Here is a 24,250-nt window from a genome sequence, read left to right as displayed (position 1 = left end):
AGGCGGTTGGCCTCACGCCAGGTTCCGCTCGTCCCGCGAAGGCGGGAACCCCAAGGCGACACGGCACGCCGCCCGGGAATTGCGGCTGACGCCCGAATGAGCGGAGGGTGAGGCGGTTTCGATGGAAACCGCCCCGGTCACGTCCCCTCTGTCACTTCGTCTTGGCGCAGACGAGCTTCGCCTCGGACGGCACGGCGTCGCCCGTCCAGGTCGCGGCGACCAGCGTGCGCTCGCCCGGGTTCGGCACGGCGGTGAGGAGCACCTCGTCGGCCTCGCAGCTCGCCTGGCACGGCGCCTGGCCCTGGCAGGCCTTGCTGACGACGCGCAGCATCGAAGCCGCGGTCGCAGCCGCCGCCATCCCGGCCGGACCCGCGGCGCCGGCCTCGCCCTTGTCGCCTTTGTCGCCCTTGTCGCCCTTCGGACCGGCCGGCCCCACCGGCCCCTGCTGTCCGGTCGGCCCCGCCGGGCCGGCGGCCCCGACCGCGCCCGGTGCGCCGGCGTCGCCCTTGTCGCCCTTGTCACCCTTGGGGCCGGCCTGGCCGCAATTGGCGATGACGATCTCGCGGGTGTCGGGTTCGGACTTCACCGTCACGGTGCAGTCGCCCGGATGATAGGCGGCCCGCCAGGTGAACCGCCGATCCTTGCCGGAGACGACCTCGAACTTGCCGTCGAACGTGACCTTCTCGTTCGGGCGCGTCACCCGGCCGATCACGACGATCTCGCCCGCCTCGATGCGGGCTCCGGAAATCTCGATCGCGGCTTCGGCCGACCCGACGGCGAGCAGAGTCGCCATCACCCCCAAGGTGAGCGTTCGCATGTCCTGACGTGACCTTCCTGCTGGCTGGCTGGCGAACGGGCCCGATGCGGCCCGGTAAGACGGAGCTTACCCCGGACGGAGCGCGAACGTCAGTCGCCGTCTGCTCCGCACCCGAGATCCGACCGGGCCGGGCGGCCCGGTGTCGTCGTCGGACGGACGAGTCGTCCGTCGTTCGGTCTATGGACGATTCGTCTTTCGGTGACGCGGGGCGAGCCCCCCGCGTCGTCTGGCGGGCCGCCGGTCACCCGGCGGCGGACGATCTCAGGAGGACGCGCCCGACTTGCCGGCGGCGGCGCCCTTGGTGGCGTCGGTGACGGCCTTGATCGCCGTCTCGCTCAGATCCTTCACCTGCTCGGTCATCGCCTGCATCTGGGTCTGCAGGAACTCGGTCTGAAGCTTGAGGATCTCCTGCGGATCCTTGGCGGACATCAGGTTCTGGGCGAAGTCGAAGGCCGTCGCCACGTTGCGCTCGGCGTAGCTCAGCACCTTGTTGCTCAGCTCGGAGCCGCCCAGCATCGGCACGCCGGGCATCCCGCGCTGGAAGAACTGCAGGTAGCCGTTAATGGCAGAGCGGACTTGTTCCATGCTCTGCTCGGTCATCTTCCGGAGGTCAGCGGGCATTTCGAAGGGCGACCCGGTCTTCATGACGATCTCCTGGATACACGCTGCCAGCGAAGCGGCGGGCGCGGTGCCTATGAACAAATGTGAGCGAACCCGCGCATGATAGGCATGCGAAACGCGGCTGGTCAAAAGTTATTGCAGCGCACCAAAACACGCGTGTGACACCGGCTGGGCTAGCCGGCTTCGCTTTTGCCCACTCCGTCGTCAGTCCCACTGCTCCTTCGGCTGGCGCAACAGGGCGACCAGCACCGCCAGCGCCCGGTCGAAATCGGCCATGTCCATGCGCTCGTCAGGGTTATGGCTGCCGTTGCGGTTGCGGATGAACAGCATGCCGGACGGGATGCCGGCCTGGGCGAAGGTCGCGGCGTCGTGGCCGGCGCCGCTCGCCATCTCGATCGCGTCGACGCCCGCCGCCGCGGCGGCGGCCCGCAGGCGACCGAGCAGCGCCGGCGCCATCACGGCCGGGGTGCTGCCGGAGAGCGGCCCGAGATCGAGCCGCACGTCGCGCCGCGTCGCGATGTCGAGGCCGATCTCGACCAGGCGCCGGCGGACCTCCTCGAGCGTCGCCTCGCTCCGGCTGCGCACGTCGATGCACAGCCGCGCCTCGCCGGCGACCGCCGAGAAGGAGTGCCGGGCCGGATCGGTGCCGATGATGCCGAACGTCACGGCGAGGTCGTGCCCGTCGCGCTCCATCCGCTCCCACAGGCTCTGCATCGCCGTCACCAGCTCGGCGGCGGCGACCACGGCGTCGCGGCGCAGCGTCCGCGGGGTCGCGCCGGAATGCGCATAGGCGCCGTGGAAGGCCGCCTCGCGGAACCGGAAGCTGCCGCGGATGCCGGTGACGAGCCCGACCGGCCGTGCTGCCGCCACCAGCACGGGCCCCTGCTCGATATGCGGCTCGAGATACGCGATGGCGCGCGCCCGGTCGATGCGGGTGGCGCCGCGCCGCACCGCCTCCGGATCGAAGCCGAGGTCGCGCATGTGGTCGGCGAGCGAGCGGCCGGTGTCGCTGCGCGTGACGGTGTCGAGCACGTCGGGCGGCAGCACGCCGAGCGCCGTCTTCGAGCCGATGTAGCTGTGCGGGAACCAGCAGCTCTCCTCGGCCCGCAGGCAGAGGACACAGAGATCGTGGGCCGGCACGACGCCGAGCCGGGCCAGCGCCGCGGCCGCGGCGAGGCCGAGGATCACGCCGGCGGCGCCGTCGAAATTCCCCCCGTGCGGCACCGAGTCGAGATGCGAGCCGACATGGATCGTGCGGCTGCGATCGACGCCCGGGAAGGTCAGGAACTGATTGCCGGCCGCGTCGAACGCGGCCTCGCCGCCGAGATCGGCCGCGGCGTCCGCCATCACGGCGAAGGCGGCGCACTCGCCCTCGCCGTAGGCGATGCGGGTGACGCCCGGCGGATCGGCGGTCTTTTCGGCGAGCGCGTCGAACAGCCGGGCGGCGAGCGCCGCGCCGTCGGCGAGAGCCTCGGCGAGGCGATCATCGGCCGTGACCTGCATGGTCGCCCCTCGTCGCCGCGCCACGCCGCTATCAGCCGCGGCCGGCGGCCTTCATCAGCTTCGGCACCACGGCGCGGGCCGCGTTGAGCACCATGGCGGCATCGTTCTGATACGGGATCCAGGTGCAGCCCTTGGCGACCCAGCCCTCGGCCATCTCGGGCGTCTGGGCCGACAGCCCGTAGGGCACGCCGTTCGCCTTGCAGATCGAGAAGACCTTCTCGTAGGCGGCGTGAAGAATCGGGTTCTGCATCTCGGCCGGGATGCCGAGATCCTGCGAGAGGTCGTCGGGGCCGATCATCACGCAGTCGACCGCGCCGGTCTTCAGGATGGCGTCGAGATTGGCGATCGCCTTCTGCGACTCCACCATCACGACCAGCATGGTCTCGCTGTTGAGATGGGCGAGCATCTCTCTGGGATCGCCGGCGAAGTAATCGGTGTGCGGTCCACGCAGGTTCATCGGCCGGTTGCCGATCGGCCAGTAGCGGGTCGCCTTGACGATCTCCATGAACTGCTCGGCGGTCTCCACCGAGGGCAGCAGCAGGCCCTGTGCGCCGGCGTCGAGCGGCCGCGTCAGGTCGTGCGGCTTGAGCGTGCCGGGCGGCCGGACGATCGGCGTGATTCCGCACTCGCGCGCATACATGGCGAGCGTGCCCACCGTCTCCATGGTGAAGTCGGTGTGCTCCATCTCGATGATGACGAAGTCGAAGCCCGAGGAGGCGAGGATCTTCACGACGCGCGGGTGCGGGCACAGCGTGATCCAGGTGCCGAAGGCGGGCTTGCCCTCGCGTTGCAGGGCCTTGACCGTGTTGCTCTTGATCATGGGACGGGACTTTCCGGAACGGGGTGACGCGATCGATCAGACCCGCGCGGGGGCGCGACGGCGCGCCCACATGTCGGGGTCGACCAGATGCGCGGGGCGGCGGCCGGCGAGCACGTCGACGACCTGGCGGGCGGTCTCCACGGCGGTGCGCTCCAGCGCCTCCTCGGTGGCGCCGCCGATGTGGGGCGACAGCAGGATGCCGTCGCAGCCCGTGTAGGGATGACCGGCCGGCAGCGGCTCGGTCTCGAACACGTCCATGGCAGCGCCGCGCAGATGGCCGCTCTCGACCGCCTCGATCAGCGCGTCGGCGACGACCAGGGCGCCGCGCGCCGTGTTGACCAGAGCCGCGCCCTTCTTCATCGCGAACAGCCGCTCGCGGTCGAACATGCCGCGCGTCTGGGCGGTCAGCCGCTGGTGCAGCGAGACGATGTCGGCCTGCGCCAGCGCCGCCGCGAGATCGCCGACCGGCACGGCGCCGGCCGCGTGGATCGCCGCGTCCTCGGCGCTCGGCGAGTAGACCAGCACCCGCATGCCGAAGGCGAGCCGCGCGATCTCGGCGGTGCGCCGGCCGATCTTGCCGAAGCCGAAGATCAGCAGCGTCTTGCCGGAGAGCTCGTGGAAATCGCGGGCGTAGCGATAGTCGAAGTCGCCGGCGCGCACCGCGCGGTCGCATTCGCGCACGCGCTTCATGATCGCCATCATCTGGGAGATCGCATGCTCGGCGACCGACTGCACGTTGGCGGTCGGCGTGTAGACGATCGGCAGGCCGATATTCCGCGCATAGGCGACGTCGACCGGATCGTAGCCGGTGCCGTGATTGCCGAGCACGCGCAGCCGCGGGGCAGCCGCCATGGCGGCGCCGTCGAAGCCGGCGTTGCGGGTGATGGCCGCGACCGCCTCGGTCACCTCGCGGGCGACCACGTCCATGGTCGCGGCGCTCGCCTGGCGGACCGTCAACCCGGCCTCCTCCAGAATCCTGATCCCGCCCGGATGGATCGGCTGGACCAGCAGGCAGAGACCGCTCACGCCGCGCTCTCCCGCGCGGGCGCCGTCGTCGCCCGCGCGTCGAAGGCGGCCTTGGCCTCCAGGGCGGTGACGAACGCCGCGCCGTTGTTGGGCACCCAGGCGAGGAACTGCTTGAACCGCTCGATCCACTCGGGCTTCCCGACCGAGCCGGTGTGGAACAGCGAGTGGACGATCTGCTGCTCGCCGCTGCGCTGCGCGCGCTCACGGATCACGTCGAAGACGCGCTGCAGGTTCGACAGCTCCGACTGCTCCACGTGGAGGAGATTCGCGTAGGCGGCGCCCCCGCCGTCGGCACCGATCGGGATCTCGAACACCTGCGAGCGCGCCTGGCCTTCGGCCGGCAGGCGCGGGTTCACGGGCAGATAGTGGCCGGTGGTCTGCGCATGCACCCAGATCGCCTCGCGGTCCGGATGGTTGCCGCCCGGCGAGCAGGAGCAGTCGATGAACACGCCGGTCTGCGGCAGCAGCTCGTTCATGAACGGGGTGTAGGCGTAGTGGCCGCCCCGATAGGCGACCGGCTTGATCCCGGCGTTCTCCAGCCGTCGCTTGCAGTCGAGATAGACCGCCGTGACGTGATCGCGTTCCGCGTAGCGGGTGCCCTGCCCCTTGATCTCCTCGTGCAGATGGATCGACAATTCGGCGCCGGCGGCGACCGCCTCGCGATACACGTCGAGCATGGCACCGTCGTAGTAGCCGGTGCGGCAGTAGGTTCCGGAGTGCGGCGACAGGATGAACTTGCCGCCGGTCATGTCTTTCAGCATGCGGCAGAGGCCGCGGGTTTCGCCGACGCTCTGCTCGACCTTGGGCGGATCGACGCGGAAGTCCCGGCCGGGATCGAAGGGCGCATAGACCAGCCAGTTCACGTCGATGAGGGGGACGAGGAGAACGTCGGGCTGCGCGCTTGCTGATGCCATGATCGGATTCCGGAACCTCTGAACAGGGGTGCGTCCGCCGGTCGCGCCGACGCCGTCACGAAAAATATGCGACGGCTCGGATTGCGTCTTCAAATCGAATGATCTAAACGATTATTCGATGAACCGGAATAATGTCACCATCCGGCAACTGCGCGCCTTCGTCCTGGTGGCGGACAAGGGCAGCTTCGTCGCGGCCGCGGAAACGCTCGCGCTGTCGCAACCCGCGCTCAGCCATTCGATCCAGCAGCTCGAGGAGCAGATCGGCAGCGCGCTGTTCCATCGCACGACGCGCAGCGTGAAGCTCACCGGGCTGGGCATGGGGTTCCTGCCGACCGCCCGCCATCTGCTGCGCCAGATCGACACGTCGATCGCCGACATCCAGGAGGCCGCCGCCCGCAAGCGCGGCCGTGTCGTCGTCGCCTGCCTGCCCTCGATCGCCTTCCGCTTGATGCCGGCCGTCATCGCCGGCGAAGCGTCGCGGCTCGGGCTGCGGGTCGTCGTCAAGGACGTCAACCTCACCGCGATCACGACGGCCGTGCTGGACGGCCAGGCCGATCTCGGCATCGGCAGCTTCGAGACGGCGGCGCCCTCGCTCGACGGCGTGGTGATCGGCCGCGACCGCTTCTACGGCGCCTTCCCGAAGACCCATCCGCTCGCCCAGAAGCCCGAGGTGACGTGGGCCGACCTGCAGGGCCATCCGTTCATCGCGATGACGCTCGAGCACGGCATCCGCAACCTGATCGACAATGCGATCGCGCCCTACAATGTGCGCCTGTCGATCGCCTCGGAGGTGTCGAATCTCGTCACCATCTACGGCCTGCTCGAGCAGGGCGTCGGCATCACGGCGCTGCCCGGGCTGGCCTTGCCGCCGGGCGAGCATCCGCTGCTGGTCTATCGGCCGCTCAGGGATCCGGTGCTCGAGCGCACCATCCGGGTGGTCTGGCGCCACGGCATCGGCCTGTCGCCGGCGGCCCGCACCATCGTCAAGGCGATCACCGAATTGATCTCCGACGGCAAGGTGCTCGATCAGGACGGCGGCATGACGGTCGCGGCACCCTTGTCGTTCGCCGACGATCCCGGCGCATCCAGGATCCGCGGCACGGGGCGGCCGCCGGCCGCCGGCCGCGGCACGGTGCGTGACGCCGGCGGGGCGCCGCGGCGCGCCGCGGGGGCGATCACAGAGGTATGATCCGACGGGCATGATTTTCGCATGGTTCCGGTCGTAGTGTCGCCGTTCGGCCCACGGCCGAGTCGACGACCGACCGTTCATCCGGAGACCCCCGCTCCATGCCGCTCTCGCTCGTGACCTCGCCCCATTGCTGCTCGGGGAGCCGCAGCGCCGACGATGCGCCCGCCGCAGCGACCGACACCCGGCCGATCGCCCTCCCGTCCACGGAGCGCCCGTTCAGCATCACGGCGGGCCTCGCCCCGGTGCTGCAGCGGACCTTCACGGCCCGCTGCACGGCCAATCCGGATTGCGTGATCGCCGACCGCTGCGCAGCGACGCCGGCGATGCAGAAGGCCTGTGCGGCGGCGTTCCAGACCTGGGTCCGGCGCGGCCTCGCCGCCGAGCATGCGGCCCGCGTGCCGGCCGGCGCCGTCGGGACGCCCTGAACGGCCCGCCGCGCCGGGCCGCGTCCCGCGCCCTTCGGATTGATCGCCGCCGCCCGCGGTCGTAGGGTCCGGCCGCCGCCGCCCGACGGCGCCTCCCCTCACGTCGCGCCGACGAGCGGCCGCGACGGCCCGCAACGACCACGAGAGACATCAGACATCATGGCGTCGATCACGCTCCGGCGTCCGGACGATTGGCACGTTCATTTCCGCGACGGCGCGGTGCTGCGCACCGTCGTGCCGTTCACGGCGCGCCGCTTCGGCCGCGCCATCGTGATGCCGAACCTCACCCCGCCCGTCACCACGGCCGCCATGGCGGCGGCCTATCGCGAGCGCGTGGTGGCGGCGATTCCGGCGGGCGTCGCGTTCACGCCGCTGATGACCTGCTATCTCACCGACGCGACCGACCCGGCCGATCTGATCGCCGGCTTCCGCGACGGCGTGTTCACGGCCGCGAAGCTCTATCCGGCGCACGCCACCACCAATTCCAGCCACGGCGTCACCGACGTCGCGCGCATTCATCCGGTCCTGGCCGCGATGGAGAAGGCCGGCATGCCGCTTCTGGTGCACGGCGAGGTCAACGACCAGGCGGTCGACATCTTCGATCGCGAGGCGGTGTTCATCGCGCGCGTGCTCGACCCGACCCGCAAGCGCTTCCCCGCCCTCAAGGTCGTGATGGAGCACGTCACCACCAAGGAGGCGGTCGACTACGTGCGTTCCGGTGGACCGCTGATCGGCGCGACCGTCACGCCGCAGCATCTGATGATCAACCGCAACGCCATCTTTCGCGGGGGAATCAGGCCGCACTACTATTGCCTGCCGGTCGCCAAGCGCGAGGTGCACCGGCTCGCGGTGCGGGCGGCGGCGACGAGCGGCGACCCGTCCTTCTTCCTCGGCACCGACACGGCGCCGCATCTGCGTCACCTGAAGGAGGCGGAGTGCGGCTGCGCCGGCCTGTTCAACGCGCCGGCCGCGATCGAGTGCTACGCCACCGTGTTCGCGCAGGAGAACGCCCTCGACAAGCTCGAGGCCTTCGCCTCGCTCAACGGCCCGGCCTTCTACGGCCTGCCGGCGAACGAGGCGCGCATCACCCTCACCGACACCCCGCCGGCGGCGCCCGCCGAGGTGCCGGTGCCGGGCGAAGGCAGCCTCCGCGCCTTCGGCGCCGACGAGGGGCTCGGCTGGAGCGTGGTGGACGAGGCGGCTTGAACGGGCCTGGGCGGCCGTGACGACAGGCCGGCCTGGCCAGCAGCGCACTCGGGTCCGAGACCTCCAGCGACACGGGGGTCGGCCGGAACTCGATCGACGCAGAGCAACTCGGACGCGGTGAAAACGTTTTCACCGCTCGGCGCCTCGGAGCCGACTCGTCGCCAGGCCCGCGACCCACACGATGAAAACGTTTACATCAACCTCTGTCGCGGCTGGCACATCTCATCTGGTTCGGGCGTGAGACGCATTTTGCCGGGGCGTGTCGCGGCTCGCAAGGCAACGTGTCTCGGCTCCCACGGCGATCGCTTATGCTGCGCGGGCGGCCTGCAGCCCGCCCCGCGCGCGCCCTCGGTCGATCGTTTGGTGAAAACGTTTTCACCGATGTTGCACGGCAGGCGGACCGGCGCGGCGCGGCCACCCGAGCGCTATCAGCGCCCGCGCCGGCGCGGCTCGGGCTTCTGCTCGGCGGCGGGCTTCGGATCCGTCGGCTTGGCGTCGGTCGGCTTGCCGTCGGTCGTGGGGCCGTCCGGGACGACCTCCCAGGTGCCGACGCCGACCCGGTCCTTGGCCTCGATGACGCCGTCGCCGCGCACGCAGCGGTAGCTCGCCGCGAAATTGAGCGTGCCGTTGGCCAGGAAGGTGCGGCTGTCGGAGGCGACGCAGTTGCGGCCCGGGATCGAGCCCTCCGACTGCACGACGCTGCCGCGGCGGACGCCGGTCGCCCGCCCCTGGTCGATCTCGATGCGGACCAGCTCCTTGTCGAAGCGCCACAGGCTGACGAACCGCGCCTTCGGCTCGTCGCGGAACCACGCCGTCACCTTCAGGGTCGCCTTGGCCGGCGGCACCGCGACGGCCCACTGCGACTCGAGCGTCATGTCGTGGCGGTCGAGCACCGCGTCGAGCGACTGAAGCACCGCCGCGCCCGCCGCCCCCTGCCCGACCAGATCCCTGCGGATGGCGTCGATCCCGGCGAGCCAAGAGGTCCGGAACGTGGCGTCGTAGGCGTAGCGGGCGCGCAGCCGCCACGGCTCGCGCAGCGTCTCCCGTGTCGCCGCTGCGTCGGCGGCGCGCGCCATCGCCTGCGCGGCGGCGCCGTCCCCGGTCGCGGCCGTGTCGAGCCACCCGGCCAGCGCGTCGACCGCCGCGGTGCGGGCGCGGATCTGCGCGTGAATGCCGGACAGCGTCTTGAGCTGCCCCGGTGTCGGCCGCCGGCCTGTGGCGAGGAAGACGTCGCGGAAAATGTCCTCCACGGGCACGTCCCCGGGCAGGCGGTGCCACTCGTCCTCCGCCTCGTCCCAGACCAGGGCGACGTCGAAGACCTTCTCGGCCGGGGCGACCTTGGGCCGATACAGTTCGGGCGGCGACGACGGCACGTAGACGGAGGCGTCCGCCAGCGTCTCGCCGTGCTGAGCGATCAGGGCGCGATACCGAGGATCGACCTTGCCGCCACGGGCCTCGCCGCCGAGCCGGTCGCGCTCGCGCGCCGCGGCGACGCGCTCGCCGAGCGCACCGGCGGCGGCCGCGACCGCCCCCACGGCCTGGCGATAGGCGGCGAGCGCCGTGCGCACGTCGGCGCCGGCGCCACTGCCGACCGTCGCAGCGAGCGCGTCCACATCGGCGAGACGGACCGTGGTCGCGAGGCCGGCGAGCTCGTGACCGAGATCGCGCCAGGACGACGCCAAGGCGGCGAGCGCCGTGAAGCGCGCGAGCGCCTCGCGATGCCGTTCGAGCGGCCCGCGGGCGCGCGCGAAGCCGGGATCGCGGCCGGCCGCGCCGTTCCGTCCGGCGAGCGCGTCGAGGGCCGTCTCCAGCGGCTGCAGGGTTTGGCGGGCGTGCGCCGCGGCGGCCGTGACGGTGGCGAAGTCGGCCGCGATGGTGGCGTCCGGGGACGCGGGCGCGACGGGCGCAGGGGCGATGGGCGCAGAGGGGGCGGGCGCAGGGGCGGCGGCGCCGGTGTCGACCGGAGCCGTCTGGGCGAGGGCCGACGCGGCGAGCCCGACTTGCAGCGCGAGCCCGACTTGCAGCGCGAGCCCGACTTGCAGCGCGAGCCCGGCCAGCAGGCCGGCCCCCCGGGCGCGCCGCCCGACGCGCTTCCGGATCACCCGGTCGTCGCCACGCTTCACGCTCAGTCTCTCCCGTCCTCCCGCTGCGACCGGCCCGCGGCCGGACCGAAGCCCGGCCAGAACGGCGGCCAAACGAAGGGGCAAGCCTCGATCACCTCGCGGCCGATGTCCAGCCAGACCCCGACGACGTCGTGCTGGAGATCGAGCGCCTGGTTCACGAGGTCCGAGACGATGCGCTCGGCGAGCAGGAAGCCGTTGTCGCCGTGCGGCTGCGACGCCAGCGTCGAGGCCGCCAGCGTGGAGACGGCGAGCGGCGCGGCGAGCGGCGCCGTGTTGCGCAGCGTCCGCGCGACCACCACCAGGGTGTAGTCGCGCGCGTCGAGCGGCAGCATGCCGGGCCCGAAGGCCCAGGCGCAGACACGGTCGCCGACCCGACCGAGGCTGCGCAGCTGGCCCTGCAGCCGCACCCCGTGGTCGTAGCCGAACCGCTCGGCCGCGGCGGCGAGCCGCCGGGCAACGCGCTCGTTGTGCTGCGCCAGCCGGCCGGCATCGACCATGGTGCGAGAAAACAGGCGATCGGGGCTCAGCCCGATCGCGGCGAGATCCGGCACCGAGCCCGGCATGCCCGCGCCCGGAACACGCGCGCCCGGCACGCCCGAGCCCGGAACGCCCGCGCCCGGCACGGCCGACTCCGGCACGGGCGGCCGACGCTCGCCGCCCGGCACACGCCGCATCTCGGCGCGCCCGGCCTGCTTGGTGACGCGGTCCACGGACCTGTTCCTTCCGGTTACGAGACACTCGCCTGCACCGCGCCGACCGGCCGTCGATCTCCGGCCGGTCGGCGGGCGCGGTTCACTCCGCCGCCTTGGCGAATCCGGGAACCGAGCAGGCGGACCGTCCGGTCCGGCACCAATGGATGTAGAGCTGAGCGAGCGCGCAGGAGACCAGGCGGGCGCGGTCGTTGTCGGCTCGGCTGGTCAGGATGATCGGCACCCGCGCCCCGACGACGAGGCCGGCCGACTCGGCCCGCCCCACGAAGGTCAGCTCCTTGGCCAGCATGTTGCCGGCCTCGAGATTGGGGACGATCAGCACCTCGGCGCGGCCGGCGACCAGCGACGTGATGCCCTTGGTCTTGGCCGCGCCGACGTCCATGGCGAGCGGCCCGTCGACGATGCCGCCCTTGATCTGGCCGCGCTCGGCCATCTTGGAGAGCGCCGCGGCGTCGAGCGTCGAGGGGATGTTGGGGTTGACGGTCTCGACCGCCGACAGCACGCCGACCCGCGGCGTCTCGATGCCGCAGGCGCGGGCGAGGTCGATGCCGTTCTGGACGATGTCGACCTTGGTAGTGAGGTCCGGCGCGATGTTGACGGCGCAGTCGGTGATGAACAGCAGGTGGTCGAGCGTCGGCACGTCGAGCACGAAGGCGTGGCTGAGCCGGCGCACGCCGCGCAGGCCGCCGTCGCGCTTGATCACCGCGTTGAGCAGCGCCTCCGCCTTGACGTTGCCCTTCATGATGGCGGCGGCCTTGCCGGTGTTGACGAGGCCGACCGCGCGCTTCGACGCCTCGCGGTCGTCCGCCACGTCGATCAGCTCGAAGCGGCCGATGTCGACGCCGAGATCCTTGGCCGCGGCGCGGATGCGGCCGCCGTCGCCGATCAGGATCGGGACGATCAGCCCCTCCTCGGCCGACAGCACGGCACCGCCGAGCGCGTGGCGGTCGTCCGGCCCGAGCACCGCGGTCGGCAGCGGCGGCAGGCGCTTGGCCACCGCGATCAGCGGGGCGAAGTGCTCGTGGTCGTCGAGGATGAGCTGCGGCAGCTCGTTGGCCTCGGTGACGATGGTCTCGAGCGGCACCTCGACCTCGGCGACGCCCTGCACGACCAGGCGGCCGTCCGCCTCGCGGATCGTCGTCTCGAACAGCGCGACGGGCTTCTCGCGCTTCTCGATGCACTTGACCTCGACGGTCAGCCGGGTGCCGACCCGCACCCGGTCGACGAAGTTGAAGCTCTGCGCCCGGTAGAGCGTGCCGGCGCCGGGCAGCAGCGTGCCGAGCACGGCCGAGACCAGCGAGCCGACCCAGATCGACGGGGCGACCGGCTCGCCGCCCATGGCGCTCTCCATCGCGGACGGCAGCGGCAGCGGATTGAGGTTCCCCGAGACATGCGCGAACAGCGTCAGATCCTGCATGGTGCAGGTTCGCTCCAGCGAAGCCGACGCCCCCGGCTGGAGCTCGTCCCACGTCGTATTGCGCACGCTCGTTCCTTTCATGACCGCTCTCTCCCTAGGATGGTTGTCCGGCGGTCTTGAAGCGCACGCGCTCGCCGCCCGTCGTCAGTCTACCCGTCGCCGTTGTGGAAATCTTGCTCCAAGTCAAAGTCATCGGCCCGCCGTTGGGCGCCAAATGCCACGGTCCGACGCGACCGGTCGTCACCCCGCTGCCCCCCGACAGGATGCCCCGAGACAGGATCTGGACCCGTGAAAGCCGCCGACATCATGACCAGGACCGTCCTCACGGTCGCCCCCGACGCGCCCGCGCGCGTCATCGCCAAGCTGTTGCACCGCAACGGAATCAGCGCCGTTCCGGTGGTCGACGAGGCGGGTGCCCTGATCGGCATGGTGAGCGAGGGCGACCTCATCCCCCGCGACCAGCGCGACCGCGAGGCGCGCCGCGACTGGTGGCTGCACATGCTCTCGGAGGGCGAGGCGCTCAGCGCCGAGTTCATCGCCGACCTCGAGGACGACAAGCGCACCGCCCGCGACGTGATGACGGCGCCGGTCGTCACCGTGCCGGAGGACGCCGACATCGTCGAGGTCGCCGGCGTGCTGGCACAGAACCGTATCAAACGGGCGCCCGTGACGGCGAACGGCCGCATGGTCGGCATCGTCAGCCGCGCCGATCTCGTTCGGGCGATCGCCGGCAACAATCACGGCACGGCGCCGCCCGCCTCCGAGCGCACGCCCGACAGTCTCACCGCCGCCGAAGAGCACCTCACCGCCTTGCAGGTCCGCATGCAGCAGAAGCTCGGGGCCCAACAGCCCGTCAACTCGCCCGACAAGTCGCCCCCCCATCGGCCCACCACCACGGCCGCGCCCGGACCGAAGGCCGCCGAGGAGCTCTCGGCTGCCGGCTTCCGCGGGCTCGTCGAGCGCCACGAGAAGGACGAGGACGCGTTGCGCGCCGACATCCACCGGCAGGCCGAGGAGAAGCGCCATCACGAGGTGAACGAGATGCTCGCCGCCGAGCTCTCCGAGGCGATGTGGAACCGGATGATGCACGAGGCGAAGATTGCCGCCGAGAAGGGCGAGACCGAGCACATGCTGCTGCGCTTCCCCTGCGACTTGTGCACCGACCACGGCCGCGCCGTGAACGTGCCCGACCCCGAATGGCCGGCGACGCTGCGCGGCCTGCCGGCCCGCGTCTTCCTGCGCTGGCAGGAGGAGCTGCGCCCCAAGGGCTTCGGCCTGACCGCCCGGGTCGTCGACTTTCCCGGCGGCATCCCGGGCGACATCGGCCTGTTCCTGAGCTGGGGGAAATAGACGGGTCAAGGCGTCGTTCCGAATCCGAACGCCTCACGCTGATCGAGCGCCGCGACGGCGGAGCCCCCCGGGGGGCTCCGAAGTCGCGACCGAAGCGACGTCGGACCGGTGGCGGCCGGGTCGTCCGCCGTCGCCCGCGCGGACGACGACGATCGCGCGGCTGTGCCGCCCGGCCCTACTCGATCGCCTTGACGGTCTCGATGCGCTCCGGGTCGTAGCCGTGCGCCGCGAAGGCCTCGACGATCTCGCGGCCATGGGCGCGGTCGCGCGCCTCCACGGTGACGTCGACCTTGGCGCCCTTGGCCGGCACGTCGAGGAACAGGCGGTGGTGGACCACCTCGAGAATGTTGGCGCCGTGCTCGCCGAGCAGCGTCGCGATCGCGCCGAGCACCCCCGGGCGGTCCGGAATCGTCAGCCGGATCGAGACGATGCGGGACTGGCGCTCGAGCTCGCGCACCATGATCGAGGCGAGGATGCGCGGGTCGATGTTGCCGCCGCACAGCACGAGCCCGACTCGCTTGCCGCGGAACCGCTCGGGCCGCGCCAGCATGGCGGCGAGCCCGGCCGCGCCGGCCCCCTCGGCCATGGTCTTCTGCAGGGTGAGATAGGCGTTGACGGCCTGCTCGAGCTGCGCCTCGTCGACCAGCACGATGTCGGAGACGAGCGCCTCGATGATCGGCCGGGTGAGGCGGCCGACATTCTTCACCGCGATGCCCTCGGCCAGCGTCGGCCCGCCGACCGGCCGCGTCTCGCCGCTGATCGCGTTGCGCATCGCCGGATAGAGCGTCGCCTCGACCCCGACGACCTCGATGTCCGGCTTCATGCCGCGCGCCGCCACGGCGTTGCCGGAGATCAGCCCGCCGCCGCCGATCGGGATCACCAGCGTGTCGAGATCCGGCACCGCCTCGAGCATCTCGAGCGCGATCGTCCCCTGCCCGGCGACGATGTCGGGGTCGTCGTAGGGGTGGACGAGGGTGAGCCCCTGCTCGGCGATGATCGCCTCGGCGCGGCGCTGCGAGTCGGCCAGCGTCTCGCCGTCCAGCACCACGGTGGCGCCGAACGCCTTGGTCGAGGCGACCTTCACGAAGGGCGTCGTCTCCGGCATCACGATGGTGGCCGGCACGCCGAGCCGCTGGGCGTGATACGCGACCGCCTGGGCGTGGTTGCCGGCCGACATAGCGATCACGCCGCGCTCGCGCGCCGCGTCGTCGAGCCGCGCGAGCTTCACATAGGCGCCGCGATCCTTGAACGAGTTGGTGACCTGCAGGTTCTCGTACTTCACGAACACCTCGGCGCCGGTCAGGGCCGAGAGCCGCGGCGCCGGCAGCATCGGGGTGGCGATCACCTGCCCGTTCAAGAGCGTTCGAGCGGCTTCCACGTCGGCGAGCGTGACGGTGGCGGTGGCGGTCACGGTGGCGGTCATGGCTGCGTCCTCACGATCCGGCGATCGGCTGCGGCGGCGCCGCGCGCCCCACTTGCGGCGCTCGTCGGGCACGGCCATCTGGAGGAGCGCCGACCCTGCACGGCGCGGAAATCGTTCCCGACCAGGATCCTGACGAGGAGCCCCATGGCGTACTCCGAGCTGACCCGTTCCGAGCCGCCGCTGCTCGACCCGTTCCGGGATCCCGAACGATTCGAGGGCGTGCTTACGCGCCGCGTCATCGCGTTCATGATCGACGTCGTCATCCTGTTCGTTCCGGTGGCCGTGGCCACGATCGCCGTGTTCCTCCTCGGGATCGTGACGCTCGGCCTGGGGTGGGCGCTGTTCTGGCTGGCCGGTCCGGCGACCGTGATCTGGGCGCTTCTATACTACGGAACCACGCTGGGCGGACCCGAAACGGCCACCTGGGGCATGCGCATGGTCGACCTGCAGATGCGGCAGGGCGACGGGGCGCCGTCGACCTTCCTGCTCGGGGCCGTGCATGCCGTGGTGTTCTGGGTGTCGATCTCGGTCCTCTCGCCGCTCGTCCTGCTGGTGTGTTTTTTCAATCACCGCCGGCGGCTTCTCCATGATATCCTGCTCGGTACGGTGGTGATCAACAACGGGCCACGGGCCGCACGCCTGCGGGCGGCCGGGCTCGGTTACTGAGCGGGTCCGGGTCACACCCGACGAAATCCGGGTCACACCCGACGAAATTGGTGTCGAACCGGGCTGGCGACCGAGCGGGACTGGTTACTGAAGGCGATGATGGTCTGCGGGGTGGGCTTCGGCGCCCGGGTTGCAGAGGCGAGCGCCGGTCGAGAATCGTCGGATCCGGGTCGAGCGGAGCGGCCGGCATCGGCTCGCCTGCCTGCCGGCGCCCTGCCTGCCGGCGCGAGGTTCGCCGCGTGACCCAGCATTCTCGCGACACGCCGCAATTCTACCTCACGGCGCCGTCGCCCTGCCCGTATCTGCCGGGCCGCGAGGAACGCAAGGTCTTCACCCACCTGGTCGGCGAGCGCGCCAGCGACCTCAACAACCTGCTCACCCACGGCGGCTTCCGCCGCAGCCAGTCGATCGCCTACCGGCCGGCCTGCGAGGGCTGCCGCGGCTGCGTCTCCGTGCGCGTGCTGGTCGACGACTTCCGACCGACCCGCAACCTGCGACGGGTGCTGGAGCGCAACCGCGATCTCGCCGGCGAGATGCGGGTCGCGGTGCCGACCTCGGAGCAGTACGGCGTCTTCCGCGCCTATCTGGACGCCCGCCACCAGGACGGCGGCATGGCCGACATGACGGTGCTCGACTACGCCATGATGATCGAGGACAGCCATGTCGACACCCGCCTCGTCGAGTATCGGCGGCGCGGCGGCGACATCGGCTTCGGCCGCCGCGGCGAGCTTCTGGCGGTCAGCCTCACCGACGTCCTCAAGGACGGGCTGTCGATGGTCTACTCGTTCTTCGAGCCGGAGGAGAGCAGCCGCTCGCTCGGCACGCTGATGATCCTCGACCACATCGCCCGTGCCCGCGCCATGGGCCTCGCCTACGTGTATCTCGGCTACTGGGTGAACGGCTCGCGCAAGATGGACTACAAGGCCCGCTTCCTGCCCCAGGAGCGCCTCGGCCCGGAAGGCTGGGACCGCATCGACGGGTGAGCGATGCCGTCGTTCCGGGGCGCGACCCGGTGGCCCGAGCCCGGAATCTGACGGAAAGCGCCGTGTCTGGCTGGATACCGGGTTCGGCACGGAGCCTGTGCTCGGGCGGCGCGAAGCACCGACCCGAGTGCGCCGCCCCGGAACGACCCTCCCCCCTGCACCGAACACACCGCCCGCTACCGCAGGCCGTAGCCGCTGCGCATGCCGCCGCCGCTCGGGCCGGTCTGTCCGGACGGGCCGTGCGAGTGGCCGCCCGGGCTCACATGGCTCGGGCCGGACGAAGGCGGTCGGCGGATCATCGAGCCGATCCCGATGCCGATCCCGATGCCGATCGCAGCCGGGGGCGGGCCGGCCGACGGCGGGGGCGGCGACGGGCCGGAGTCGCGGATCGCCGTGCGCTTCGGCGTCTTCTTGCTCGGCTTCTCGGTCTTCTCGGCCTTACGCCGCGTCGGCTGGACGACAGGGGCCGGCACCGGCGGGCAGACCGGCGCGACGGCGACCGGCGTCGCGATGGCGATCTGGCGGTTGCCGGCCCGCGACAGCAGGCGCTGCGCCGTCAGCATCAGGTCGGAGCCCGGATGCTGCGCCAGGAACAGTTCGTAGGACGCCGTCGTGTTCACGGTGACGGCCGTGTACCAGGCGATCATCACCTTGCGGCGCTCGACGATGTCGCGCACCCGCGTCTGGTACGGGGTCGCCGAGAACAGCTGCAGATAGGCCTGGTAGGCCTCGACCGTGTCCTCGGCGATCACCCGCTCGTAGGCGTCGGGCTGGCGCAGCGGCTTGAGCTCGGTGCGCCAAGATTCGACCGTGCGGAGGCTCACGCGCCCGCCGGTGGTCGCGACGGCCACCTTGGTGCCGGTCGCAGCGGTCGTGCCGCCCTTGGCCCGGGTGTCGGTGGCCGCGACCACCGGGGGCACGGCCGGGGGCGACGTCGCGACGCCGGGGAAGAACGTGAAGTCGGCGGTGAGCGACGAGCTCTCCCACGGCGTCTGCCGGCCCGACGTCTCCTGGTGCACCGCATAGCGCACCCGCTTGAACGCCTGCTCGATCGGCACGCCCGGCTCCTTGGCGACGCTCAAGAGCGCCCGCGTGTAGGGGCTGTTCGACCCCTCCCCGTCCTCGGCCTCGGAGCCCGGTGCGGTCGAGTAGGAGACGATCGAGCCGGCCGGCGCGTCGACGATGGCGAGCCCGCGGCCGACCACTTTGTTGATCTCGGAGAACGGGTTGTTGCGGCAGGCGTCGAGGATGACGATACGGGTGCGGCTCGGCACCGCGGCGAGCGCGTTCATCACGTCGGCGAGCCGCACGGTCTGCAGCGGCACGTCGGCCTCGCGGGCGATCCTCGCGTCGACCGGCACCAGAAAGTTCTCGCCGTCGACCTGGAGGCCGTGGCCCGCGTAGAACACCAGCGAGACGGCGTCCGGGCCCTTGCTCGCCACCTTGGCGGCGAAATCACCGACGGCCTTGCGCATCTCGGCCTGGCCGAGATCGGGCGCCGTCGTCACCTCGAACCCGGCCGAGGAGAGCAGCTCGGCCATCGCCTTGGCGTCGTTCGCCGGGTTGGGAAGCTCGGTGACGGCCTGATAGGCCGAGTTTCCGATCACCAGAGCCAATCTGGGCTCCGCCTGGGCGGCACCGAAGGCGCCGAGCGCCCCGAGTGTCGCGACGATCGTCAGCACACGCCACGCCATGACCGCACCTCCAGGGGTTCACGGTGTCTTGTCGGGGCAACGCGACTTTCGGTTCGAACCGTTCCAGGCAAAATCGACACCCGGGTTGATGGCCGTCAACAAATCCGCACTTTCGTGCCGCACCTGGAGACGGTCCCTCGTCCTGGAGTTCTTCGCGATGTGTCGCCCACGCCGCCGGCCGCTCCTGTTCCGGCGCGATGACCTGTCCGCCCTTTCGCGCGTGCCCGGTGCCACGCAAACCGCCATCCGTCGCGTTTGGCGCCGCGTCACGGGCGTGCTGACGGCCATCTGTGCGACCGTCCTGCTGCTCGGCCCACCGGATGACGCACGCGCCGCCGGGCCGCTGCGGCTCCACACCAATCAGGGCTATAACGAGGAGCTGAGAGCCGCGACACGGCTGCCGGTCGACGACCCGGTCGCCATGTTCGGCAGCGTGTTCGAGGCCCTTCCCGATCGCGTGGCCGTCTACCCGACCGAGAACTACTACTACTTCACCTTCCTGGCCGACGGCGCGCCGTGGAACGGCAACATCCGGCTCGATGCCAGCGACCGCGACAAGGGCAAGCTGCACTTCGCCTATTCGGAGGATCTCGCCGACTGGCGCGAGGAGACCGACGTGATTCACGTCGTGCTCGACCAGACCAACGACGTCACGGTGGAGAAGGTCGAGCGGTTCCTCTACCGCGTGACCTATCGGGGCAAGAGCGTGCTGTTCGCCCTCAACGACCTCTCCGGCGTGACGCCGCCGGACGGCACGCTGGCGCCGGACGAGAAGTTCGTCGGGCCGATCTTCGACGAGTCGGGGCTGCGCTTCTTCCTGGTGTTCAACCCGCGGCTGAAGCTCTTCCACTACGTGCTCGACGAGACCGTGCCGGTGCCGGAGCAGTTCGTGCCGGAGAAGTCCGGCCGCATCGTCGTCGGCAAGCGCACCGGCTACGGCTTCTTCGTCGACGACCGGCGCCCGCGGAAGATTCTGGTCGGCGTCGCCTTCGCCAACTCGCGGGTGAACAACTATTTCGACGGACCGTTCGATCAGCTCCCGGACAACTTCATCACGGACGACAGCTTCCGCGACATGATCCTGCAGGTCGCGCCCGCGCTGAAGGGCAAGATCGACCGCTTCGGCGGCTGGGGCGACGGCGCCCAGCGCTTCATGATCGCGCCCTATTACTACTATCAGAGCCCGAAGGAGCTCGCCGCGTTCGATCGCTGCGCCACCGACAAGCGGGTGCCGGAGGCGAACCATCCCGCCTGCTTCGTCGTCGACGAGGAGAGCCAGCAGCGCTTCGATCCGGTGCCCCGCGCCATCAAGGAGCTGCGCCGCAAGGGCCGGAAGAAGGGGTAACGGGTCGGCTCCGGCTCTCTCATCGAGAGCGCGGCGCCGGCACGCCGTGGTCATCCCGGGCCAGACAACAAAGCCGGCCCGCGAACGGGCCGGCCATCGTCGTCATGATCGTTCCGTCATGATCGTTCCGTCAGCATCGGTCCGTCAGCATCGGTCCGTCAGCGCCGCATGTCGCTCAGCACGGCCCCCAAACGCTGCGACCGCGCCAGTGGCAGCGCGGGCGGCTGCCCCACCGCCAATGGCTGCGGTTGGGGCCGTGGACATAGCCGCGGCTGCCCCAGCGCCAGTGGCTGCGGCGGGCATAGTGCCACTGCGCCTGAATGACCGCTTCCTGGACCTCGGCCGCCGACAGAAGGCCGGCAGCCCCGGTGGCAGGCGCCGCGGAGGCGGGCGCCATTCCGAACAGCCCGATACCGACGGCAGCAGCCGCGGCCAGGATCGTTCCACGCATGTCGATCTCCTCTCCGACCGTCGACGAAACGTCCGGCCGTGCAGGCCGGCGACGGTCCATGACTGGGACAGATTCGGTGTCGACGTCGGCTCCCCGACGCCGTCGATGCCGTCAAGGGTGGCGTACCCAGGTCGCGCCGATCCTCCGTCGCTTGGTCCCGTATGATCCCCGAGGCCCGGCAGCGGGCGCCGCCGATCGGGATAAGACCTTCCAAACACAGCAATATTATGGAGATGCCATTCATCCGGCGTTCATCCGACGGCCGCGGCCTACGGTTCCTCCCCAACGCGGCCGCGGCGATATTGTTCGCGTCCGGCCCGCGGGCTATTCGATCGCCCCATGACCAAGACCCTGATTCCCTCCGATCCGTCGGACGTGCACGACGTCGCGCTGCGCGAGGCCCTGGAGGAGCGCTATCTCGCCTATGCGCTCTCGACCATCATGCACCGTGCGCTCCCCGACGCGCGCGACGGCCTCAAGCCGGTGCATCGGCGCCTGCTCTACGCGATGCGCGAGCTGCGCCTCGATCCCGGCGCGGCGTTCAAGAAATGCGCCCGCGTGGTCGGCGACGTGATCGGCAAGTTCCACCCGCACGGCGACCAGGCCGTCTACGACGCGCTGGTGCGCCTCGCGCAGGACTTCTCGGTCCGCTTCCCGATGGTCGACGGCCAGGGCAATTTCGGCAACATCGACGGCGACAACGCCGCCGCCATGCGATACACCGAGGCGCGCCTCACCGAAGTCGCGCGGCTGATGCTCGACGGCCTCGACGAGGACGCGGTCGACTTCCGCCCGACCTATGACGGCTCCGAGCAGGAGCCCGTGGTGCTGCCCGGCGCGTTCCCCAATCTGCTCGCCAACGGCGCGCAAGGCATCGCGGTCGGCATGGCGACCGCCATCCCGCCCCACAACGCCGCCGAGCTGTGCGACGCCGCCCTGCATCTGATCGAGCATCCCGACGCCAAGCCGAAGGCGCTGATGAAACACGTCCCCGGTCCGGACTTCCCGACCGGCGGCCTGATCATCGACAGCCGCGCGACGATCGCCGAGGCCTACGAGACGGGCCGCGGCTCGTTCCGGGTGCGGGCGCGCTGGCACAAGGAGGACGGCGCGCGCGGCACCTGGCTGATCGTGATCACCGAGATCCCGTGGCTCGTCCAGAAGTCGCGCCTCGTCGAGCGCATCGCCGAGCTGCTGAACGAGAAGAAGCTGCCGCTGGTCGGCGACGTGCGCGACGAGTCGGCCGAGGACATAAGGCTCGTGATCGAGCCCCGCGCGAAAACGGTCGACGCCGAGCTCCTGATGGAGTCGCTGTTCAAGCTGACCGATCTCGAGTCGCGCATCCCGCTCAACATGAACGTGCTGGTCGGCGGCCGCATCCCCAAGGTGATCGGCCTGCACGAGGCGCTGCGCGAGTGGCTCGACCACCGCCGCGACGTGCTGGTGCGACGCTCCAACCACCGGCTCGGCGTCATCGCCCACCGGCTCGAGATTCTGGGCGGCTATCTGGTCGCCTATCTGAACCTCGACAAGGTGATCAAGATCATCCGCACCGAGGACGAGCCCAAGCCCGTCCTGATGAAGACGTTCAAGCTCACCGAGGTGCAGGCGGAAGCGATCCTCAACATGCGGCTGCGCAACCTGCGCAAGCTGGAGGAGATGGAGATCCGCTCCGAGGACAAGGCGCTGCGCGCCGAGCAGCGCGAGCTGCAGGGCCTGGTCGATTCCGAGCCCAAGCAGTGGGCCAAGATCGCCGAGCAGATCCGCGACGTGAGGACCAAGTTCGGCCCCAAGACGCCGCTCGGCAAGCGCCGCACCGGCTTCGCCGAGGCGCCCGCCCACGACGAGGCGGCGATCGAGGAGGCGATGGTGATCCGCGAGCCGATCACCGTCGTGGTCTCGGACAAGGGCTGGATCCGGGCTCTCAAGGGCACCGTGACGGACCTGTCCGGCGTCCAGTTCAAGGCCGACGACAAGCTCAAGTTCGCGTTCCCGGCGGAGACGACCTCGAAGCTTCTGGTGCTCGCCACCAACGGCCGCTTCTACACGCTCGAGGCCGGCAAGCTGCCGGGCGGGCGCGGCCACGGCGAGCCGGTGCGCCTCTACATCGACATGGAGCAGGAGGCCGACCTCGTCGCCGTCTTCCCGTTCGTCGGCGGCCGCAAGTTCCTGGTGGCGAGCCGCGGCGGCCACGGCTTCGTGGTCGCCGAGGACGAGTGCCTCGCCAACACGCGGCGCGGCAAGCAGGTGCTCAATGTCGAGATGCCGGACGAGGCGCGGCTGGTGACGACCGTCACGGGCGATCAGGTCGCGGTGATCGGCGAGAACCGCAAGCTCCTGATCTTCCCGCTCGACCAGGTGCCGGAGATGAACCGCGGCAAGGGCGTGCGGCTGCAGAGGTACAAGGACGGCGGCCTCTCCGACCTGAAGACCTTCACGGGCGCCGAAGGCCTGAGCTGGACCGACTCGGCGGGGCGCGTGTTCACTCAGACGCTCAAGGAGCTCGCCGAGTGGCGCGGCAACCGCGCCGACGCCGGCCGCCTGCCGCCCAAGGGCTTCCCGCGCAGCGGCAAGTTCGAGAACGCGATCTGATCGGACGGTCTCCGGCACGGCCCCTCACCGTCACCCTGAGAGCTTGTGACTCTGTCCGGTTTTCGGCGTTTTCGGCCCGGCTAAGTCGTTGATTCGACACAGGTCGAAAAGTGCAGAAATCGAACCGTTCACAGCCTCCGAGGTGGCTGCGCGAGCGCGGCCCTCGAAGGGCGACGGCATCGATCTCGGGCCTGCCCGAGATCGACACCATCGAAGCCCAAGTCGGCGACGCCGACTCGGGTGGCCGCATCCTTCGAGGCCCGGCGGCGCCGGGCGCCTCAGGATGACGGGTCAGGGCTCAGGGCCATGGGCATGAGCCCGAAGCTCCGTCGGCTCTCGACGGTCGCTCACCTCACGTCGTCATGGCCGGGCTCGCCAGGCCATCCACGCTCTTGATCCTGCACCGTTGCCAGATCGTGGATGCCCGCGACGAGCGCGGGCATGACGACGCGGCAGATCTGAAGGGGGAAGGCTGAAGCTTGGTATAAGCGACGGCGGCGTCGGCCGCTCGCGGCCCGGCGGCGGGGCCCGAAACGCGAAGACCCGCCACGGGGTGCCGTGGCGGGCCAGGAGCCCCTGAGGCAGGACGTCGTGCGGCCGCCTCCGGCGCGTTCGTCACGCGCCAGGGGCGCCGAATGGCCGGTCGCGCGCTACGCCCGGGCGATGCGCCATGCGTTCCGCAGAGCGTCCACGCGCGCGAGCGGGTAGCGGCGATAGATGCCGTAATGCATGACAAAACGTCGAACGAATGCGTTCATGGTGACCCTCTGACGTCTCGATCCCTTCTGCAACGGTCGGGAGCCGGTTTTGTTCCGGCGGCTCTCCTTTTCAGCCATCATATGGCCAAAGACCGCCTCGATTCCAGCGGTACCACAGTCTTGTTAAAATAATTTGACGCTGCGTTGCAGCGTTGCTTGCGCGCTTGCGAGAAAGACTCCGAAGTATTTGCGCCGGACGCGAATTATCTGACGCTCG

General features: G+C 70.6%; 20 protein-coding genes. 8 read left to right on the top strand and 12 right to left on the bottom strand.

The features are described from left to right. Positions 1–151: 151 nt before the first annotated feature. From ACFSOX_RS02390 to ACFSOX_RS02365, 6 genes are all read right to left on the bottom strand, one after another. The gene (locus ACFSOX_RS02390; protein WP_378476187.1) at positions 152–817 is read right to left on the bottom strand and encodes a collagen-like protein; all 666 of its coding nucleotides are present in this window, start codon (positions 815–817) and stop codon (positions 152–154) included. Positions 818–1,078: 261 nt separating this feature from the next. Then, positions 1,079–1,402 (bottom strand): TIGR01841 family phasin, encoded by a 324-nt coding sequence (gene phaP, locus ACFSOX_RS02385; RefSeq protein ID WP_378476186.1) that lies wholly within the window; start codon positions 1,400–1,402, stop codon positions 1,079–1,081. Positions 1,403–1,642: 240 nt separating this feature from the next. Continuing rightward, complete coding sequence (locus ACFSOX_RS02380) at positions 1,643–2,941, bottom strand: hydantoinase/carbamoylase family amidase (protein ID WP_378476185.1); 1,299 nt, start codon at positions 2,939–2,941, stop codon at positions 1,643–1,645. Positions 2,942–2,972: 31 nt separating this feature from the next. Then, a complete protein-coding gene (locus ACFSOX_RS02375) occupies positions 2,973–3,761 on the bottom strand; it encodes an HpcH/HpaI aldolase family protein (protein WP_378476184.1) in 789 nt (262 codons plus the stop codon). A gap of 36 nt (positions 3,762–3,797) precedes the next feature. Continuing rightward, the gene (locus ACFSOX_RS02370) at positions 3,798–4,787 is read right to left on the bottom strand and encodes a hydroxyacid dehydrogenase (RefSeq protein WP_378476183.1); all 990 of its coding nucleotides are present in this window, start codon (positions 4,785–4,787) and stop codon (positions 3,798–3,800) included. After that, on the bottom strand, positions 4,784–5,701 hold the full coding sequence (locus ACFSOX_RS02365; protein ID WP_378476182.1) for a polysaccharide deacetylase family protein: 918 nt from the start codon (positions 5,699–5,701) through the stop codon (positions 4,784–4,786). Before ACFSOX_RS02365 ends, ACFSOX_RS02370 begins: the two co-directional genes overlap by 4 nt. 118 nt (positions 5,702–5,819) lie before the next feature. Between ACFSOX_RS02365 and ACFSOX_RS02360 the strand changes: the two genes are divergently transcribed. The 3 genes from ACFSOX_RS02360 (at position 5,820) to pyrC (ending at position 8,521) form a co-directional block, all read left to right on the top strand. After that, a complete protein-coding gene (locus ACFSOX_RS02360) occupies positions 5,820–6,890 on the top strand; it encodes a LysR family transcriptional regulator (RefSeq protein ID WP_378476181.1) in 1,071 nt (356 codons plus the stop codon). 98 nt (positions 6,891–6,988) lie between these two features. Next, the gene (locus ACFSOX_RS02355) at positions 6,989–7,315 is read left to right on the top strand and encodes a hypothetical protein (RefSeq protein WP_378476180.1); all 327 of its coding nucleotides are present in this window, start codon (positions 6,989–6,991) and stop codon (positions 7,313–7,315) included. A 159-nt stretch (positions 7,316–7,474) separates the two neighbouring features. Further along, positions 7,475–8,521 carry a dihydroorotase gene (pyrC, locus tag ACFSOX_RS02350; RefSeq protein ID WP_378476179.1) on the top strand — a complete coding sequence of 349 codons (1,047 nt, stop codon included), beginning with the start codon at positions 7,475–7,477 and terminating at the stop codon, positions 8,519–8,521. A gap of 428 nt (positions 8,522–8,949) precedes the next feature. Here the strand turns inward: pyrC and ACFSOX_RS02345 are convergent, their stop codons facing one another. From ACFSOX_RS02345 to ACFSOX_RS02335, 3 genes are all read right to left on the bottom strand, one after another. Further along, complete coding sequence (locus tag ACFSOX_RS02345) at positions 8,950–10,644, bottom strand: hypothetical protein (RefSeq protein ID WP_378476178.1); 1,695 nt, start codon at positions 10,642–10,644, stop codon at positions 8,950–8,952. A 2-nt stretch (positions 10,645–10,646) separates the two neighbouring features. Beyond that, entirely contained in the window at positions 10,647–11,354 is a 708-nt protein-coding gene (locus ACFSOX_RS02340; protein WP_378476177.1) for a hypothetical protein, read from the bottom strand. 82 nt (positions 11,355–11,436) lie between these two features. Then, positions 11,437–12,852, bottom strand: a complete 1,416-nt coding sequence (locus ACFSOX_RS02335) for a bifunctional enoyl-CoA hydratase/phosphate acetyltransferase (protein WP_378476176.1) — start codon at positions 12,850–12,852, stop codon at positions 11,437–11,439. Positions 12,853–13,059: 207 nt separating this feature from the next. Here ACFSOX_RS02335 and ACFSOX_RS02330 point away from each other — a divergent pair, with 207 nt between their 5' ends. Next, positions 13,060–14,121 (top strand): CBS domain-containing protein, encoded by a 1,062-nt coding sequence (locus ACFSOX_RS02330; RefSeq protein WP_378476175.1) that lies wholly within the window; start codon positions 13,060–13,062, stop codon positions 14,119–14,121. A gap of 175 nt (positions 14,122–14,296) precedes the next feature. On the opposite strand, the gene ACFSOX_RS02325 is transcribed toward ACFSOX_RS02330, so the two are convergent. Further along, complete coding sequence (locus tag ACFSOX_RS02325; RefSeq protein ID WP_378476174.1) at positions 14,297–15,544, bottom strand: threonine ammonia-lyase; 1,248 nt, start codon at positions 15,542–15,544, stop codon at positions 14,297–14,299. Between the two features lie 144 nt (positions 15,545–15,688). Here ACFSOX_RS02325 and ACFSOX_RS02320 point away from each other — a divergent pair, with 144 nt between their 5' ends. Together ACFSOX_RS02320 and ACFSOX_RS02315 are read left to right on the top strand one after the other, a co-directional pair. Continuing rightward, positions 15,689–16,210 carry an RDD family protein gene (locus ACFSOX_RS02320; RefSeq protein WP_378476173.1) on the top strand — a complete coding sequence of 174 codons (522 nt, stop codon included), beginning with the start codon at positions 15,689–15,691 and terminating at the stop codon, positions 16,208–16,210. A gap of 239 nt (positions 16,211–16,449) precedes the next feature. After that, positions 16,450–17,193, top strand: coding sequence for an arginyltransferase (locus ACFSOX_RS02315; RefSeq protein ID WP_378476172.1), 744 nt, complete (start codon positions 16,450–16,452; stop codon positions 17,191–17,193). A 176-nt stretch (positions 17,194–17,369) separates the two neighbouring features. Here the strand turns inward: ACFSOX_RS02315 and ACFSOX_RS02310 are convergent, their stop codons facing one another. Next, positions 17,370–18,887, bottom strand: a complete 1,518-nt coding sequence (locus ACFSOX_RS02310) for a caspase family protein (RefSeq protein ID WP_378476171.1) — start codon at positions 18,885–18,887, stop codon at positions 17,370–17,372. Between the two features lie 274 nt (positions 18,888–19,161). On the opposite strand from ACFSOX_RS02310, the gene ACFSOX_RS02305 reads away from it, so the two are divergent. After that, positions 19,162–20,232, top strand: coding sequence for a hypothetical protein (locus ACFSOX_RS02305; RefSeq protein WP_378476170.1), 1,071 nt, complete (start codon positions 19,162–19,164; stop codon positions 20,230–20,232). A 175-nt stretch (positions 20,233–20,407) separates the two neighbouring features. Here ACFSOX_RS02305 and ACFSOX_RS02300 read toward each other — a convergent pair whose 3' ends face one another. Then, a complete protein-coding gene (locus ACFSOX_RS02300; RefSeq protein ID WP_378476169.1) occupies positions 20,408–20,683 on the bottom strand; it encodes a hypothetical protein in 276 nt (91 codons plus the stop codon). A gap of 339 nt (positions 20,684–21,022) precedes the next feature. On the opposite strand from ACFSOX_RS02300, the gene parC reads away from it, so the two are divergent. Then, positions 21,023–23,275 carry a DNA topoisomerase IV subunit A gene (gene parC / locus ACFSOX_RS02295; protein ID WP_378476168.1) on the top strand — a complete coding sequence of 751 codons (2,253 nt, stop codon included), beginning with the start codon at positions 21,023–21,025 and terminating at the stop codon, positions 23,273–23,275. Positions 23,276–24,250 lie beyond the last annotated feature (975 nt).

Source organism: Rhodoplanes azumiensis (assembly GCF_042682915.1).
In the GTDB taxonomy this organism is placed as follows: Bacteria; Pseudomonadota; Alphaproteobacteria; order Rhizobiales; family Xanthobacteraceae; genus Rhodoplanes; species Rhodoplanes azumiensis.
This window is presented reverse-complemented; position numbering and strand designations above follow the sequence as displayed.